Annotated in this window: 10 protein-coding genes, 3 tRNA genes, 3 rRNA genes and 1 other annotated feature; of the genes, 6 read left to right on the top strand and 10 right to left on the bottom strand. The window is 44.8% G+C overall.

Going from position 1 to position 17,865, the window contains the following annotated elements; translation table 11 throughout:
- Positions 1-170 precede the first annotated feature (170 nt).
- The 9 genes from OCV11_RS13560 to rluD form a co-directional block, all read right to left on the bottom strand.
- Positions 171-247 (bottom strand) — tRNA-Trp (locus OCV11_RS13560).
- An 8-nt stretch (positions 248-255) separates the two neighbouring features.
- A tRNA-Asp gene (locus tag OCV11_RS13565) sits at positions 256-332 on the bottom strand.
- Between the two features lie 89 nt (positions 333-421).
- A 5S ribosomal RNA gene (rrf, locus tag OCV11_RS13570) occupies positions 422-537 on the bottom strand.
- 86 nt (positions 538-623) lie between these two features.
- Positions 624-3,510 (bottom strand): 23S ribosomal RNA (locus OCV11_RS13575).
- A 330-nt stretch (positions 3,511-3,840) separates the two neighbouring features.
- A tRNA-Ala gene (locus tag OCV11_RS13580) sits at positions 3,841-3,916 on the bottom strand.
- A 98-nt stretch (positions 3,917-4,014) separates the two neighbouring features.
- A 16S ribosomal RNA gene (locus OCV11_RS13585) occupies positions 4,015-5,557 on the bottom strand.
- The 16S, 23S and 5S rRNA genes sit together here with 3 tRNA genes alongside, the layout of an rRNA operon.
- 498 nt (positions 5,558-6,055) lie before the next feature.
- Positions 6,056-8,629, bottom strand: a complete 2,574-nt coding sequence (clpB, locus tag OCV11_RS13590) for an ATP-dependent chaperone ClpB (protein WP_261893484.1) — start codon at positions 8,627-8,629, stop codon at positions 6,056-6,058.
- 106 nt (positions 8,630-8,735) lie between these two features.
- Positions 8,736-9,467 carry a peptidoglycan editing factor PgeF gene (gene pgeF, locus OCV11_RS13595; protein WP_261893485.1) on the bottom strand — a complete coding sequence of 244 codons (732 nt, stop codon included), beginning with the start codon at positions 9,465-9,467 and terminating at the stop codon, positions 8,736-8,738.
- Positions 9,468-9,469: 2 nt separating this feature from the next.
- Entirely contained in the window at positions 9,470-10,444 is a 975-nt protein-coding gene (gene rluD / locus OCV11_RS13600) for a 23S rRNA pseudouridine(1911/1915/1917) synthase RluD (protein ID WP_261893486.1), read from the bottom strand.
- Between the two features lie 158 nt (positions 10,445-10,602).
- Between rluD and bamD the strand changes: the two genes are divergently transcribed.
- From bamD to yjjX, 6 genes are all read left to right on the top strand, one after another.
- Complete coding sequence (bamD, locus tag OCV11_RS13605; RefSeq protein WP_261893487.1) at positions 10,603-11,331, top strand: outer membrane protein assembly factor BamD; 729 nt, start codon at positions 10,603-10,605, stop codon at positions 11,329-11,331.
- Between the two features lie 385 nt (positions 11,332-11,716).
- Entirely contained in the window at positions 11,717-12,040 is a 324-nt protein-coding gene (gene hpf, locus OCV11_RS13610) for a ribosome hibernation-promoting factor, HPF/YfiA family (protein WP_261893488.1), read from the top strand.
- Between the two features lie 100 nt (positions 12,041-12,140).
- Positions 12,141-12,260, top strand: a sequence feature (Phe leader region).
- A gap of 16 nt (positions 12,261-12,276) precedes the next feature.
- Positions 12,277-13,452: a prephenate dehydratase gene (pheA, locus tag OCV11_RS13615; protein ID WP_261893489.1), complete on the top strand. Its 1,176-nt coding sequence runs from the start codon at positions 12,277-12,279 to the stop codon at positions 13,450-13,452.
- A 188-nt stretch (positions 13,453-13,640) separates the two neighbouring features.
- Entirely contained in the window at positions 13,641-14,681 is a 1,041-nt protein-coding gene (locus OCV11_RS13620) for a polyamine ABC transporter substrate-binding protein (RefSeq protein ID WP_261893490.1), read from the top strand.
- Positions 14,665-17,022 carry a putative bifunctional diguanylate cyclase/phosphodiesterase gene (locus tag OCV11_RS13625; protein WP_261893491.1) on the top strand — a complete coding sequence of 786 codons (2,358 nt, stop codon included), beginning with the start codon at positions 14,665-14,667 and terminating at the stop codon, positions 17,020-17,022. Before OCV11_RS13620 ends, OCV11_RS13625 begins: the two co-directional genes overlap by 17 nt.
- Positions 16,985-17,512, top strand: coding sequence for an inosine/xanthosine triphosphatase (gene yjjX, locus OCV11_RS13630; RefSeq protein ID WP_261893492.1), 528 nt, complete (start codon positions 16,985-16,987; stop codon positions 17,510-17,512). Before OCV11_RS13625 ends, yjjX begins: the two co-directional genes overlap by 38 nt.
- 37 nt (positions 17,513-17,549) lie before the next feature.
- Here the strand turns inward: yjjX and trpR are convergent, their stop codons facing one another.
- A complete protein-coding gene (gene trpR, locus OCV11_RS13635) occupies positions 17,550-17,846 on the bottom strand; it encodes a trp operon repressor (RefSeq protein ID WP_261893493.1) in 297 nt (98 codons plus the stop codon).
- Positions 17,847-17,865 lie beyond the last annotated feature (19 nt).

Genomic DNA, 17,865 nt, shown 5'->3' on the forward strand with positions numbered 1-17,865 from the left:
AGCCAAAAAATAAAAAGCCTCAGTATTACTGCTAAGGCTTTAAATTATGGCGGGGGTGGACTGGGCCGGCACTCCGGAGATTCGACTGGACTGGCAATCCAGTGCTCGAAGCGGATTCTTCTAAGCCAAAAAATAAAAAGCCTCAGCATTACTGCTAAGGCTTTAAATTATGGCAGGGGTGGAGAGATTCGAACTCCCAACACGCGGATTTGGAATCCGCTGCTCTGCCAATTGGAGCTACACCCCTAAAATTTGTGGCGGAACGGACGGGACTCGAACCCGCGACCCTCGGCGTGACAGGCCGATATTCTAACCAACTGAACTACCGCTCCACAAATTGTTACTAAAGAATAGTCTTACTTAAATAATGCTAGTTCTTCAGTTTTGCTTTTAGACCTTAAGACCTAAAGGCAGTATTAAAGCCTGGCGATGTCCTACTCTCACATGGGGAAACCCCACACTACCATCGGCGCTAATTCGTTTCACTTCTGAGTTCGGCATGGAATCAGGTGGGTCCAAATCGCTATGGTCGCCAAGCAAATTCTTTAATTTAGAAAGCTGTTTCAAGTCTCAACACAATTCAAGTGTCTTAATCGAGTCCTACAAAACCCTTTTGGTGTTGTATGGTTAAGTCTCACGGGCAATTAGTACAGGTTAGCTCAACGCCTCACAACGCTTACACACCCTGCCTATCAACGTTCTAGTCTCGAACAACCCTTTAGGACGCTTATAGCGCCAGGGAGAACTCATCTCAAGGCTCGCTTCCCGCTTAGATGCTTTCAGCGGTTATCGATTCCGAACTTAGCTACCGGGCAATGCGTCTGGCGACACAACCCGAACACCAGAGGTTCGTCCACTCCGGTCCTCTCGTACTAGGAGCAGCCCCTTTCAATTCTCCAACGCCCACGGCAGATAGGGACCGAACTGTCTCACGACGTTCTAAACCCAGCTCGCGTACCACTTTAAATGGCGAACAGCCATACCCTTGGGACCGACTTCAGCCCCAGGATGTGATGAGCCGACATCGAGGTGCCAAACACCGCCGTCGATATGAACTCTTGGGCGGTATCAGCCTGTTATCCCCGGAGTACCTTTTATCCGTTGAGCGATGGCCCTTCCATTCAGAACCACCGGATCACTATGACCTGCTTTCGCACCTGCTCGAACCGTCATTCTCGCAGTTAAGCGGGCTTATGCCATTGCACTAACCTCACGATGTCCAACCGTGATTAGCCCACCTTCGTGCTCCTCCGTTACTCTTTGGGAGGAGACCGCCCCAGTCAAACTACCCACCAGGCACTGTCCTTGTCCCAGATAATGGGACTAAGTTAGAACATCAAACATACAAGGGTGGTATTTCAAGGTCGACTCCACGAAAACTGGCGTCTTCGCTTCATAGCCTCCCACCTATCCTACACATGTAGGCTCAATGTTCAGTGCCAAGCTGTAGTAAAGGTTCACGGGGTCTTTCCGTCTAGCCGCGGGTACACTGCATCTTCACAGCGATTTCAATTTCACTGAGTCTCGGGTGGAGACAGCGTGGCCATCATTACGCCATTCGTGCAGGTCGGAACTTACCCGACAAGGAATTTCGCTACCTTAGGACCGTTATAGTTACGGCCGCCGTTTACCGGGGCTTCGATCAAGAGCTTCGCTTGCGCTAACCCCATCAATTAACCTTCCGGCACCGGGCAGGCGTCACACCGTATACGTCATCTTACGATTTTGCACAGTGCTGTGTTTTTAATAAACAGTTGCAGCCACCTGGTATCTGCGACTCTCAATAGCTCCATCCGCAAGGGACTTCACCGTCGAGAGCGTACCTTCTCCCGAAGTTACGGTACCATTTTGCCTAGTTCCTTCACCCGAGTTCTCTCAAGCGCCTTGGTATTCTCTACCCGACCACCTGTGTCGGTTTGGGGTACGATTCCTTACAATCTGAAGCTTAGAGGCTTTTCCTGGAAGCATGGCATCAATGACTTCACACCCTTAGGTGCTCGACATCGTGTCTCAGTCTTAGGTGTCCGGATTTGCCTAAACACCCAACCTACGCACTTGAACTTGGACGACCGTCGCCAAGCCCACCTAGCCTTCTCCGTCCCCCCATCGCAATTGTAAGAAGTACGGGAATATTAACCCGTTTCCCATCGACTACGCATTTCTGCCTCGCCTTAGGGGTCGACTTACCCTGCCCCGATTAACGTTGGACAGGAACCCTTGGTCTTCCGGCGTGGAGGTTTTTCACCCCCATTATCGTTACTCATGTCAGCATTCGCACTTCTGATACCTCCAGCAAGCTTTACAACTCACCTTCAACGGCTTACAGAACGCTCCCCTACCCAATACAATAAATTGCATTGCCGCAGCTTCGGTTTATAGCTTAGCCCCGTTACATCTTCCGCGCAGGCCGACTCGACTAGTGAGCTATTACGCTTTCTTTAAATGATGGCTGCTTCTAAGCCAACATCCTAGCTGTCTAAGCCTTCCCACATCGTTTCCCACTTAGCTATAATTTGGGACCTTAGCTGGCGGTCTGGGTTGTTTCCCTCTTCACGACGGACGTTAGCACCCGCCGTGTGTCTCCCGGATAGTACTTACTGGTATTCGGAGTTTGCAAAGGGTTGGTAAGTCGGGATGACCCCCTAGCCTTAACAGTGCTCTACCCCCAGTAGTATTCGTCCGAGGCGCTACCTAAATAGCTTTCGGGGAGAACCAGCTATCTCCGAGTTTGATTGGCCTTTCACCCCTAGCCACAAGTCATCCGCTAATTTTTCAACATTAGTCGGTTCGGTCCTCCAGTTGATGTTACTCAACCTTCAACCTGCCCATGGCTAGATCACTCGGTTTCGGGTCTATATCCAGAGACTGTGCGCCCAGTTAAGACTCGGTTTCCCTACGGCTCCCCTAAACGGTTAACCTTGCCACTGAATATAAGTCGCTGACCCATTATACAAAAGGTACGCAGTCACCCCACAAAGGAGGCTCCTACTGCTTGTACGTACACGGTTTCAGGTTCTATTTCACTCCCCTCACAGGGGTTCTTTTCGCCTTTCCCTCACGGTACTGGTTCACTATCGGTCAGTCAGGAGTATTTAGCCTTGGAGGATGGTCCCCCCATGTTCAGACAGGATAACACGTGTCCCGCCTTACTCGTTTTCACTTACTGTGCGTTATCAGCTACGGGGCTATCACCCTGTATCGCGGCCCTTTCCAGAGCCTTCGCCTGACGCATAATAAGCTTAAGGGCTAATCCAATTTCGCTCGCCGCTACTTTCGGAATCTCGGTTGATTTCTTTTCCTCGGGGTACTTAGATGTTTCAGTTCTCCCGGTTCGCCTCTTTAACCTATGTATTCAGTTAAAGATAACTGCTTATGCAGTTGGGTTTCCCCATTCGGAAATCGTAGACTCAAGTGGCTCTTACTGCCTCATCTACGCTTATCGCAAGTTAGTACGTCCTTCATCGCCTCTGACTGCCAAGGCATCCACCGTGTACGCTTAGTCACTTAACCATACAACCCAAAAAAGTTTCGAGTTGAACTATTTGTCTCCACTTTTAAAAAGTGAAATCAAAGGTTAGTCACCAAGGTTGTCTGCATTTTTATACATGTTGCAGACTCGATATTGCCGGACTCAATTTTGAATATTCACTGTAAAAGTGAATCCAAGAACACTTGAATGTGTTTTTGTTTGTCTTCTTTAAGAAGACAATTGAGAACTTTACAAACAATCTTCTATTTCAATGAAATAAAACATTGTTTTGTCAGCTTTCCAAATTGTTAAAGAGCAAAGATTTCTTTCGAAACCATTTTTAAGAACACTATCGCTAATGCGCTTAAAGATGGTGGAGCTATGCGGGATCGAACCGCAGACCTCTTGCATGCCATGCAAGCGCTCTCCCAGCTGAGCTATAACCCCAATCCTTTGCATGTAACTACGTTACATGGGCAAACTTCATGCTCTAACTAATAAACCGTATCAATCTGTGTGAACACTCATCGCAATAATCTTCGTATTAAGGAGGTGATCCAGCGCCAGGTTCCCCTAGCGCTACCTTGTTACGACTTCACCCCAGTCATGAACCACAAAGTGGCAAGCGTCCTCCCGAAGGTTAAACTACCTGCTTCTTTTGCAGCCCACTCCCATGGTGTGACGGGCGGTGTGTACAAGGCCCGGGAACGTATTCACCGTGGCATTCTGATCCACGATTACTAGCGATTCCGACTTCATGGAGTCGAGTTGCAGACTCCAATCCGGACTACGACATACTTTTTGGGATTCGCACACTTTCGCAAGTTAGCCGCCCTCTGTATATGCCATTGTAGCACGTGTGTAGCCCTACTCGTAAGGGCCATGATGACTTGACGTCGTCCCCACCTTCCTCCGGTTTATCACCGGCAGTCTCCCTGGAGTTCCCGACATGACTCGCTGGCAAACAAGGATAAGGGTTGCGCTCGTTGCGGGACTTAACCCAACATTTCACAACACGAGCTGACGACAGCCATGCAGCACCTGTCTCAGAGTTCCCGAAGGCACCAAAGCATCTCTGCTAAGTTCTCTGGATGTCAAGAGTAGGTAAGGTTCTTCGCGTTGCATCGAATTAAACCACATGCTCCACCGCTTGTGCGGGCCCCCGTCAATTCATTTGAGTTTTAATCTTGCGACCGTACTCCCCAGGCGGTCTACTTAACGCGTTAGCTCCGAAAGCCACGGCTCAAGGCCACAACCTCCAAGTAGACATCGTTTACGGCGTGGACTACCAGGGTATCTAATCCTGTTTGCTCCCCACGCTTTCGCATCTGAGTGTCAGTGTCTGTCCAGGGGGCCGCCTTCGCCACCGGTATTCCTCCAGATCTCTACGCATTTCACCGCTACACCTGGAATTCTACCCCCCTCTACAGCACTCTAGCCTGCCAGTTTCAAATGCGATTCCGAGGTTAAGCCCCGGGCTTTCACATCTGACTTAACAGACCACCTGCATGCGCTTTACGCCCAGTAATTCCGATTAACGCTCGCACCCTCCGTATTACCGCGGCTGCTGGCACGGAGTTAGCCGGTGCTTCTTCTGCAGCTAACGTCAAATGATGAGAGTATTAATCTCACCATCTTCCTCACTGCTGAAAGTACTTTACAACCCGAAGGCCTTCTTCATACACGCGGCATGGCTGCATCAGGCTTGCGCCCATTGTGCAATATTCCCCACTGCTGCCTCCCGTAGGAGTCTGGACCGTGTCTCAGTTCCAGTGTGGCTGATCATCCTCTCAGACCAGCTAGGGATCGTCGCCTTGGTGAGCCCTTACCTCACCAACTAGCTAATCCCATCTGGGCGTATCCGATAGCGAAAGGTCCGAAGATCCCCTTCTTTGCTCTTGCGAGGTTATGCGGTATTAGCCATCGTTTCCAATGGTTATCCCCCTCTATCGGGCAACTTCCCAGACATTACTCACCCGTCCGCCGCTCGCCACCCAAGGAACAAGTTCCTCTGTGCTGCCGCTCGACTTGCATGTGTTAGGCCTGCCGCCAGCGTTCAATCTGAGCCATGATCAAACTCTTCAATTAAAAGTTTTTTCGGCTCAATGAATACTGTTTTGTTTGTTTCCACTTTTAAAAAGTGAAATCAAAACGAATTGACTGTGCTAAGTCCGAAGACTTAATTGGTCACTCAGTTCATTGAAACCATTGTGCTTCCTAAGAAGCTATGATTATCATCAACGAGTGCCCACACAGATTGATAGGTTTAAATTGTTAAAGAGCTTTGCTTTTCGATTTCATCTCAAAGCGGACGGTCATTTTAGCGATTAGCTTTCGTTAGTCAACCACTTTTTTCATTTAATTTCTTAAACTTAATCGTCCAGTTGTTTTGGCGTGAAACTCATTACTGCCTGACAACGGAAGCGAATTATAGGCACTTTTAATAACGAAGCAAGGGGCAATGTTAGAAAACTTCCTCTTTTTGGTTTGAATGATTAAAACTCATCCAAAGAGAACATTATTAGTGCAAATAAATGCAAAAGGAGAGCCTCAAAGGCTCTCCTAGTAACTTATTTGATGCTCGAATTATTGGTAAGCATCAATGTGGCCATCTTTGACACTTAGGTGAATTGCCTGACCAGGGACAAATTTACCCGCCAAAATCGCTTTCGCTAATGGGTTTTCGACATTCTGTTGAATTGCCCGTTTCAAAGGTCGAGCACCATACACAGGATCAAAGCCTACATCAGCAATCAAAGCTAAAGCTTCATCGCTCACTTTCAATTCGTAGTCTTTATCCAATAGACGTTTACGTAAACGTTCCAATTGGATAGAAGCAATAGAACGAATATGAGCTTGACCTAGTGGGTGGAAGACTACCGTTTCATCCACACGGTTTAGGAACTCTGGGCGGAAATGCTGACTTACCACTTCCATAACTTGCTCTTTAATACCTTGATAATCAAGATGAGCAAAGTTTTCCTGAATACGCTCAGACCCCAAGTTAGATGTCATGATCACCACAGTATTGCGAAAATCAACCGTGCGGCCCTGTCCATCTGTCAAACGACCGTCATCTAGCACCTGTAACAGTATGTTGAACACATCCGGGTGCGCTTTTTCCACTTCATCCAGCAAAATGACTGAATAAGGTTTGCGACGTACAGCTTCCGTTAAATAGCCACCTTCTTCATAACCAACATAGCCTGGAGGTGCGCCCACCAAGCGAGCCACAGAGTGTTTCTCCATAAACTCAGACATATCGATACGAACCATGGCATCTTCGCTATCAAACATGAAGTTTGCCAGTGTCTTACATAATTCGGTTTTACCAACCCCAGTTGGACCGAGGAATAGGAAAGAACCAATTGGTCGATTAGGGTCTGACAAACCTGCTCGACTACGACGAATTGCGTTAGCAACCACTTCTACTGCTTCCACTTGGCCGATCACACGTTCATGCAATACATCTTCCATACGCAGCAGTTTTTCTTTTTCTGCTTCCAACATTTTGGAAACCGGAATACCCGTTTGCTTAGAGAGCACTTCTGCGATTTCAGCATCTGTGACTTTATTACGCAACAAAGTCATCTCTTGCATTTCCGCTTGAGCGGCAAGGTCGAGCTGTTTTTCCAACTCAGGGATACGCCCGTATTGCAACTCAGACATACGACTCAAATCACCTGCACGACGAGCCACTTCTAAATCAAGACGCGCCTGCTCTAACTCAGATTTGATGTGCTGAGTTCCAGACAATGCAGCTTTTTCCGCTTTCCACACTTCTTCTAGTTCAGCGTAGTCACGTTCTTTTTCCTGTAACTCTTCGTTAAGGATGTTCAATCGTTTTTCGCTAGCGTCATCATGTTCATTCGACAAAGCCTGCTGTTCGATTTTCAATTGGATGATTTTACGCTCCAATTTATCTAAAGCTTCTGGTTTTGAGTCAATCTGCATACGAATGCTAGATGCCGCTTCATCAATCAAATCGATCGCTTTATCAGGCAATTGACGATCTGAAATATAACGGTTTGATAATGTTGCCGCCGCAACAATAGCTGGGTCAGTAATTTCAACGTGGTGGTGCAGTTCATAACGCTCTTTCAATCCACGTAAAATCGCCACGGTATCTTCTACCGATGGTTCATCTACCAGCACTTTTTGGAAACGACGTTCCAGTGCAGGATCTTTCTCTATATATTGACGATATTCATCAAGCGTTGTCGCACCCACGCAGTGTAACTCACCACGTGCCAATGCAGGTTTTAACATGTTACCTGCATCCATAGAGCCTTCACCTTTACCAGCACCTACCATTGTATGTAGTTCATCGATAAAGAGAATAACGTTACCTTCTTCTTTAGAAAGCTCGTTTAATACTGATTTCAGACGTTCTTCAAATTCACCACGATATTTAGCACCAGCAACCAGCGCCCCCATATCCAAGGCAAGAACTCGACGACCACGCAAACCTTCTGGAACTTCATTATTGATAATACGTTCCGCCAAACCTTCCACGATTGCCGTTTTACCTACACCCGGTTCACCAATAATCACTGGGTTATTCTTGGTTCGACGTTGCAGTACCTGAATAATTCGACGGATTTCATCATCACGCCCAATCACAGGGTCAAGCTTACCTTGTTCTGCACGTTCAGTGAGATCGACAGTGTATTTTTCCAGTGCTTGTCTTAGCTCTTCTGCATTTGGATCGTTAACCGTTTGTCCACCGCGAATTTTCTCTATCGCGTCATTCACTTTTTTCTCGGTTAAACCTAGGTCTTTTAGCAATTGACCTAAAGGACCTCTATCTTGCAGTGCTGCTAATAGAAAAATCTCAGAAGAGATATAAGCATCTTTACGCTTCTGCGCGACTTTGTCGCAAGCATTAAAAAGAGTGCCTAAATTATTTGAAAGCTGAACATCACCGCCGATACCGCTTACTTTTGGTAAACGATCGAGCATCTCACCGAGTTTAGAACGAAGCTGCATCGCATCAACGTCGAGCATGGTGAGCAGTGGTCGAATTGGACTGCCATTTTGGTCCATTAATGCGACCATCAGATGAACAGGTTCAATGTATTGATGATCACGCCCAAGCGCGAGCGACTGAGCGTCGGAAATGGCTATTTGAAATTTGCTTGTAAATCTATCAAGACGCATAACAACCTTCCTAACCTCAAATGAGTTAAATTAATTACGTTAGGAAAATGGTAATGCGAGCAACAAATTTCAAGGGGAATTGGTCAGATTATTTACAGAAATTAGATCACTCTTCGATCCAGATGAAAGAAGCTTGCCTTCCAGTGATTCCTTCTCTGCGGTAGGAATAAAAACGCGCAGCATCATTAAAGGTGCAGAGGTTAGAGGAGAATATTTGGGTTACACCCAGATCATTTAACCGGATACGTGTAATCAAATCCATATCGGCCAACCATTTACCAGCAATGCCTTCACGAGGAGTAAAAGCTTGTTCGGTGTCACTATGCATAGATACAAAAGCGGTTAGCACGTCTTCGCCAACTTCAAATGCGCTCGGTCCAATCGCAGGACCTAACCAAATAAGTGGTTCACCACTCATTTTTTTCAACGCATTTTCAATAATGCCATTAGCCAATCCACGCCATCCAGCATGAACAGCAGCAACCTGAGTTCCTGCAGTATTGGTAATCAACACCGGCAGACAATCGGCTGTCATTACAGAACAAACCACCTGCGGCGTTGAAGTCACCACCCCATCAGCATCAACGACAGCTGATGTAGATTCTTCACAAACAGCCACCACGTTTGAATGCGTTTGATTTAACCACACTGGCAAACTTGGCATGTTTGCATCTTGAACCAGCTTGCTACGATTACGTTCAACCGTAGCAGCATCATCCCCAACATGCATTCCCAAATTAAGTCCTTGATAAGGTCCTTGGGAAAAGCCCCCTACTCGAGTTGAGCCAAACGCTTTAACTTGTTTAGGTGCAGGCCAGTTGGGAATGACGTGATTCATGATTAATACTCTTCGATCGGGTTAGCTAATGCATCTTGGCGTAATGCTTCAGCCATTTCTACCATATCATCTGGAACGGGAGCGTGAAATTCGAGTGGTACACCTGTAATAGGATGGTCAAATTTCAACATTACCGCGTGCAGAGCTTGGCGATCAAATCCGCGAATCATCTCTGTCAATTCTTCTGAAGCACCTTTAGGAATACGAGCACGACCACCGTATGCACTGTCACCTAGCAATGGATGCTGGATATAAGACATATGCACACGAATCTGGTGGGTACGGCCCGTCTCTAGACGCAGGCGAATACGAGTATGTTCACGGAAGTGCTCCGCAACACGATAGTGAGTCACGGCTTCGCGACCTGTTGGACTAACCGCCATCAGAGTACGTTTTGTCGAGTGACGACCGATTGGTTTGTTAACCAAACCACCAGCAGTCATGCGGCCAATCGCAATCGCTTCATATTCACGGGTGATATTACGTTTTTGCAGTTCACGTACCAGCTTAGTTTGTGCTGGGACGGTTTTAGCAACCACCATCAAACCTGTTGTGTCTTTATCGAGACGATGCACGATACCTGCGCGAGGTACTTCTGCGATCGCTGGATAATGAAATAGCAACGCGTTTAATACGGTGCCATCAGGTGTACCAGCACCTGGATGTACAACAAAATCGCGAGGTTTATTGATAACAATAATGTCATCGTCTTCGTAAACGATATCCAATGGGATATCTTGCGCTTCCCAGCGTTCTTCATCTTCCAATTCAGCGATAACAGAGATTACCTCACCACCGAACACCTTAGTTCTTGGTTTAGTGATCACATTACCGTTAAGGGAAACTTTCCCTTCTAATAACCATTCTTTTAAACGAGAACGGGAAAAATCGCTGAATAATTCAGCCACCGCTTGGTCAAGACGTTGACCAAGTTGACTTTCTTTGACTGTTTGAGTTAATTCAATCTGCTGAGCCATATCGAACTTTTTTAAAAACCGTGGGACTAATGCCACTAGTATGGATAATATATGACGCCATTGTATCTGTTACTGAATAGAAAGTAACGTCACGTTTTACGGAGCGCACTTAGCTCTACTGTTTAAGAAGCACTAATTTCAAGGAAGTTTCTCCTGACATGAAATATAAGACTATAACTGGCCTAATCGCTTTAACCCTTTTAGCTGGCTGCTCAAGCAGCAAAAAAGTGGTTCCTGACGTTCCACCTTCCCAACTGTATTCGGAATCTCAGGAGTCGTTACAATCAGGAAGCTGGCAAACCGCGATCGAAAAATTGGAAGCTCTCGATTCTCGCTATCCATTCGGTGCTTACTCTGAACAAGTTCAGCTAAACCTCATTTATGCGTACTACAAGAGTGATGATTTGGCGATGGCGTTAGCATCTATCGAACGTTTCATTCGCTTAAATCCGACTCATCCAAAAATGGATTGGGTATTGTATATGCGTGGCTTAACGTATATGGCGCAAGACGCAAACTTTATGCAGAGCCTGTTTAACGTAGACCGTAGTGACCGCGATCCTGAGCCGGCAAAATCTGCTTTTGCTGATTTTAAAAAGCTACTGGAACGTTATCCAAATAGCCAATATGCCGCCGATGCGCAAAAACGCATGTTTGCTTTAAAAAATCGTCTAGCCGATTACGATCTTGCCACTGCTGATTTCTACTTACGTCGTGAAGCTTGGATTGCTGCCATCAACCGCGCTCAAGAAATCCAAAAAACGTATCCAGATACCGAAGCGGCAAGAAAATCTCTCAGCATCGAATTAGAAGCCTATAAGAAGTTAGGTTTAACGGATTCCGCTCAACGCACCCAACAGCTAATGACGCTAAATCCTCTGCCATAGTGGTTAGAAGTAAGTGTTACTCAAGGCGAGGCCACTTCAATGAAGTGGCCTTACTTTATGAGGAAATAAAGAAAAAAATGCTCCCTAATGAATAGTGACTTGAGTCACACTTTATTAGAGAGCATTTTTTGCACTACCTTATTTTTAGCACGAAACAAATCCCTAAAAACGTTAGGATTTTTAGTTTCCACTCTCTCCAATGTAACCCGTTATTTACGAATCTCAAGCTTTTTTTGATCTTTTTAATCCCACTCCTTGCGGAAGATCACGTTCAGATTGACTGCGCAAAATCTCACACCATAAAGTGATGTAGATCACATTATTTGATGCTTTGATCATGCAATCTGAATTCACCCAATGAGGGATATATCAGAGGAAAGGCACTATGCAATTGAACATTACTGGTAAAAACATCGACGTTACCTCTGCCATCCGTAATCACATTGAGAGCAAATTTAAAAAGCTAGAGAAATGGCAAGTGGACATCATTAGCTGCCAAGCAAGTTTCAGCGAAGAGCCAAACAAGCAGAAAAAATTTGACGCCAGTGTGAGTATTCCAAAAGGACAACTAAACGCTTCTGCAATCAATGAAGATCTCTATCTAGCCATTAATGAGGTAGAACAAAAGCTAGAACGTCAGTTGAATAAACTACGTCACAAACCAGAAGCACGACGTACAGCCACTCCGGCTCCCGATATTCTTGAGTAAACGATTTCATAATAGCGCCGTAAGGCGCTATTTTTTTGCTTGACGCCTTACCAAGCCTTGCTTATTGTGAGGACTCTATAGTGAGCATGTAGACTAAAACTATGACCCCATTCCCGTTCTTTTTTGACTTCTTTTTTCTCCGATAATTCTTGGAGGCTTGCTCGTTGGCATAAAGAAGTCAAAAACGAACAGAAAGCCTCCTTCGGGAGGCTTTTTTCATATAAGGATAATGTGTTATGACAGACAACTCTCTTTCTCTTGATGAGATTAGACTGCGCTTAAATGAACTGGATGATCAGCTTCTTGCTCTGTTATCTGAGCGCCGAAAACTCAGCATCGATGTAGCCAAAAGCAAAGTAAAAACCGCAAAACCGGTACGCGATGCCAAACGCGAGCAGCAGCTTCTAGTCAAACTAATCAATTCTGGTAAAGAAAACTACGACCTAGACGCTCAATACATTACTAAGCTTTTTCACACCATCATCGAAGACTCTGTACTGCTACAACAAGCTTACCTCCAGGAATTGGCTAATCCACAGTATTCAAAACCTTTAGCGCGTGTTGCGTTTCTAGGCTCGAAAGGTTCCTACTCTCATCTAGCAACTCGCGAGTATTTCAGCCGTAAACACTCAGAATTGATTGAGATTAACTGCCAGCACTTTCGTGATATCACTGAAACCGTAGAAGCGGGTCATGCTGACTATGGTGTTTTACCTATCGAAAACACGAGCTCAGGTTCAATCAATGAAGTTTACGACTTACTACAACACACAACTCTCTATATCGTCGGTGAAATCACTCAACCGATTGAGCACAGTCTACTCGCAACTTCTGATGTAAAACTTGAAGACATTAAAGTGCTCTACTCTCACCCGCAACCTCACCAACAATGCAGTGAATTTTTGCGTCATCTAAAAGACGTTCAACTTGAGTCATGTGTGAGTACGGCAGATGCGATGAAAAAAGTCGTTGAGTTAAATCGTACCGATGTTGCAGCAATTGGCAGTGCAGCCAGCGGTAAACTTTATGGACTGCAGTCTATAAAATCCCATATTGCTAATCAGACGGAAAACTACACTCGCTTTATTGTTGTTGCACGCAAACCAATTGATGTGTCATTACAAATTCCAGCGAAGACAACATTAATTATGTCGACAGCGCAAGAAGCCGGTTCATTAGTTTCTTCTTTATTAGTTCTACAGCGTTACGGTATTAACATGACTAAATTGGAATCACGTCCAATTATGGGTAACCCGTGGGAAGAAATGTTTTATGTTGATTTGGAAGCACATCTTGATTCACCAGAAATGCAACAAGCTCTCAGTGAATTAACTAAATTAACAACTCATTTAAAAGTTCTTGGTTCTTACCCTATTGAAAATGTAAAACCGACCCAAATTAAACTGAGTTAATAGGGTTTAATTGCAACATTGAACAAAAGAGCTGGCAGCATCATTTTGATTACTTTACAATCGAAGAAATCGATTTCACAGTGGTATCAATGAGTTCGTCTGTCAGCTTTTCTCTCCCTCGGTTAACGAACAGCATTCCATACCACCTTTATTTCAGTGCTTTCAATTACAAGGTCTAACAACTTTTTATGAAAAAGGGTGTCATTATTTCCTTGCTGGTGAGTCTGTTATTCACCAAATTCGCTTTTTCTACTGAACTCAATATTTATTTATGGGAAGACACGCTTTCTAAACGTGTTATAAATAAATGGAATGAAAGTCACGATATTAAGCTTAATCTATATCATTTTGATAATGATGATGAACGAAGCTTATTAATGTTAAAGAGTTTACAGCTGCCTTTCGATATTGTTGTCTTAGATAACATCTCTGCACATTTATTTTCGCGTCAACACGTTTTCGAAGACTTAACCGACCTAACCAATCGTAAAAACAACCTTCCTCGTTGGAACCAAGCCTGTGGTACAGCCGCCATTCCATACTTTTGGGGATCGGTTGGAATTGCCTATCGTAAAAGCAAAGTCGACCATGTTCCGCAATGGAGCGACATGGTTAACATCGAACCGTCGCAGCGTGGTCACGTGGGAATGATTCAAGACAGTGTTGAAACACTTTTGCCAGCACTTTACAGCTTCAACTACTCGCCAATTACCGACAATGAGCACGCGCTAAAACAAGCTTATGAAGCAATGCTCAAAGCCAATCCAAACATTCTTACTTATGAGTACTTGCTGAGTTATGTTCGCAGTCATAAAAACAGTGACAAACTTCATATGGCGGTTGCCTACAGTGGGGATCAGTATTCACTTAACCGCTATTTCAATACAAATGATTGGGATTTTGTGACTCCGCATGGAGAACCGTACTTGTGGATTGACTGTATGGCAATAAACAGTAATTCTCATGTCAAAAAAGAGGCTAAGCAGTTCCTAGAGTTTCTAATGAAACCTGAAATAGCCAAATTGAATGCTCTAGATATAGGAGCAGCAACACCAAATACAGAAGCAATTAAATTACTACCGAAATCTTACGCTAATGATAAGTCGATCTTTCCTCCTGAGGCTTTACAGGGGGGCGGTCTTATTGACAGTGAGCTTACTCCGGAGAATTTAAATGTCAGGGCTAAAATCATAAACAGTATTATCAACCAGCATGAAGTTAAACCATAGAATACTCCTGCTTATCGCTCCGGTTATCCTTTTAAGCTCCGCGGCGTCAAGCTACATTATTTATAACAGTCAAAAAGATGCACTGATTAAGCGCACGGACAGTTATCTACAACTCAATATGGAAAAACTGGCCAGCCACTTTCAACAAACCAAAGCGCTGGTCAGTAGCTATTCGTTTACTTTGTCGAAAAGTGACATCATTCGTTATTACTTTTCTCATAAGCAGAACCCTTATCGAGAACTAGAACTGGTGGATAATATGCATGAAACCCTGCATATCCTACAGCCTAGTGAACAGCAATTTGTTGCCCTCTCGATTTTGGATGGCAATAAAAAGGTTCTTTACTATGCAGAAAACAGTAATGACCCATTTGCGCAGATCGATCCAACCGTAAAGAAATACGTTGATCAGCAATTTGAAAAGACTCGTAAAACCTCAAACGTCAGCTATACCACTAACTCCGCAGGAGAAGGTGTCTTAGTCCGTTATGATGTGCTTGATACCCAGACGCTTGAAACTCCTTTGAGTTACAACCGTAATCAGGTTTTCTTCGTAGTGGTCTATGTCAAACTGGATCAATTCAATGCACTGCGTAAAAAGATGGAGTTTGACAACAAGACTCTCATTTACTTTTCTCATCAGCTACCAAAGAAAGATCATGAGCTCTTGCAAACAGCAGAATTGATGCCGGGCTACTACGCCATTCTCGATCCTGCCCCTATGATCTTGAAAAATCAGCTCAATGGCATTCAAAAAGATCTGCTAGTCTCCTTCGCAGTCTCTTCGTTTGTCACTGTATTATTGCTGCTACTCTTACTCTATCGCCATGTGATTAACCCCATACTGCGGCTAGATACCCAACTGCAAGAAGTAGAAAATAAGAAACGACGTAACATCGAAAAGCTCAATACTAACGACGAAATTGGCCGCCTATCGACACGTTTCTATGCTATGTACACTGAGCTAGAAAGCACGTATCAACGTACTAAAATTTTGGCAGAAAATGACCATCTAACTAAGTTAGCGAACCGCCACCAGTTCCAAGTTCAAGCGCAAAAAACTCTTGCAGAACTGCCAGCAAAACATCACGCTTGGGTACTGTACGTCGATTTAGATAACTTCAAATATGTCAACGATAAGTATGGCCACCAAGTAGGTGACTCTCTATTAATTAGCTTTGCTACTCACATGCGCTTGTTGTGCGACGAATTTAATCGGACGTATGGTGTATTTAGCATCGCATCACGTCTCTCCGGTGATGAGTTTGCCATTTTGATCGGTGGTCCACAGCGCTTAAATGATTGCGCTCTCGATTTTGCCCAACGCCTATTAGAACCAATACGTAACAACGATAATTCATCACTGTCGAACTTTCCGATCACTGCTAGTATCGGCATTTCTACTTTTATGGTTGATGGAGATCATATCGATAAACTTCTAATCCACGCTGATGCCGCGATGTACCAGGCAAAGAACTCTGGTAAAAATAAAATCGCTTTCTATTCCCAGAAGCTGGATGAAGAAGTGCAACGACGCAACAGCGTCGAACGTGCATTACGCGCCGGCAATTTTGATGAGGAATTTTCGCTGGTCTACCAACCTTATTTTTCGCGTAGCAACGGTAAAGTCGTTGGCGTGGAGGTGCTATTACGTTGGCATTCGGCGCTATTGGGTGAAGTGTCCCCCGCCGAGTTTATTCCGATTGCGGAGCAAACTGGACTGTTCGGTCTTTTGGACCAATGGGTGATTAAAAATGCCTTTGCTCAGTTTGCCAATTTAAAACACCATATTGGCGGGCATATTCAGCTCTCCATCAACCTATCTTCCGCTTCGTTGACCTCTTTGGATTTAGCTGGATTTATCGTAAAACAGGCGAGAATCAATGGCACTTTACCAAGTGATGTTGCCTTTGAGGTTACCGAGACATTTGCCGCAGATATCCAAAACTATCCTTTACTCAAAGAGTTAAGCCAACTTGGCTTTGGGCTAACCATTGACGATTTTGGTGTCCACCATACCTCTTTGTCACAATTGATTCAGTATCCAATCAAAAACATCAAGTTCGGTCGCAGTTTCTTAGAAACTCTGTTTAAAGAAAATAAACAAAGTGTCATTAAACCATTGATCGAGCTATGCCACTCACAAGGAATGACGGTTACCGCTCAAGGTATTGAAAATGCCGCGAGCCATCAGTGGGTTGTGAACTATTCTTGTGATTTTCTGCAAGGGTATTACTATGCTCACCCTATGTCTTTTAACGACATCTTGCAGTGGCAAATATCAGACCAAGAGAACGGAATTCATGAGCCAAGTTATCATATCGTCACTCAATCCAGCTAAAATCAATGCGGTAAAAAGCGCGTTTGAAGCGGTATTTCCAGAGCAGACCTTTGAATTTGTTGGCGTTGCTGTCAGCAGTGACGTCCCTGATCAACCGATTGGAGACGAAGAGACTCATTTAGGAGCGGTGAATAGAGTTAAAAATGCCAAAGCGCATACCCCAGGTGCTGACTACTATGTAGGTCTTGAAGCTGGTATTGCAGGCAATCGCACCTTTGCTTGGATGGTCATCGAATCCATGACTCGTCGCGGTGAATCTCGCTCAGCTAGCCTTGAACTGCCACCAGCAGTCATTGAAAAACTGTCCCATTCGCATGAATTGGGCCACGTAATGGATGAGCTGTTTAATACCGATAATATTAAGCAGAAAGGCGGAGCCATCGGACTACTAACCCAGTTCCAGCTCACTCGAAGCAGCGTGTATCATCAAGCTTTAATTCTTGCGTTAGTGCCGTTTATTAACCCAAAGCATTACCCTGACAATCTTTAAATGAAAAAGTAAAACGCTAGCCTAGGCTAGCGTTTTATTAAGATTTCAGAATCAAATTAGATAACTCTTGCTTCTCAGCATCGGTGCGGGATTTTAGCTCATTAGAGCCTCGGGTTATCGTTGCAATACCAACCCCAAGCATTTGGCTAATTTGCCTTTGTGACAAATCGCCCTTCATCAACTCACCAAAAATATTAACTCGAGCGATCAGCGCATCCCGTTCGTCTGCGGTCATTAGCATGGTCAATAACATCTCATGTTGACCATCTTGAACAGCTCGCGCAATCAAATCCATTAACTGCTGCCACTCGTGATATTGTGGTTGCTCTGTCATAACTGTACTCATAAAGCGA

Source organism: Vibrio porteresiae DSM 19223, assembly GCF_024347055.1.
GTDB classification, from domain to species: Bacteria; Pseudomonadota; Gammaproteobacteria; order Enterobacterales; family Vibrionaceae; genus Vibrio; species Vibrio porteresiae.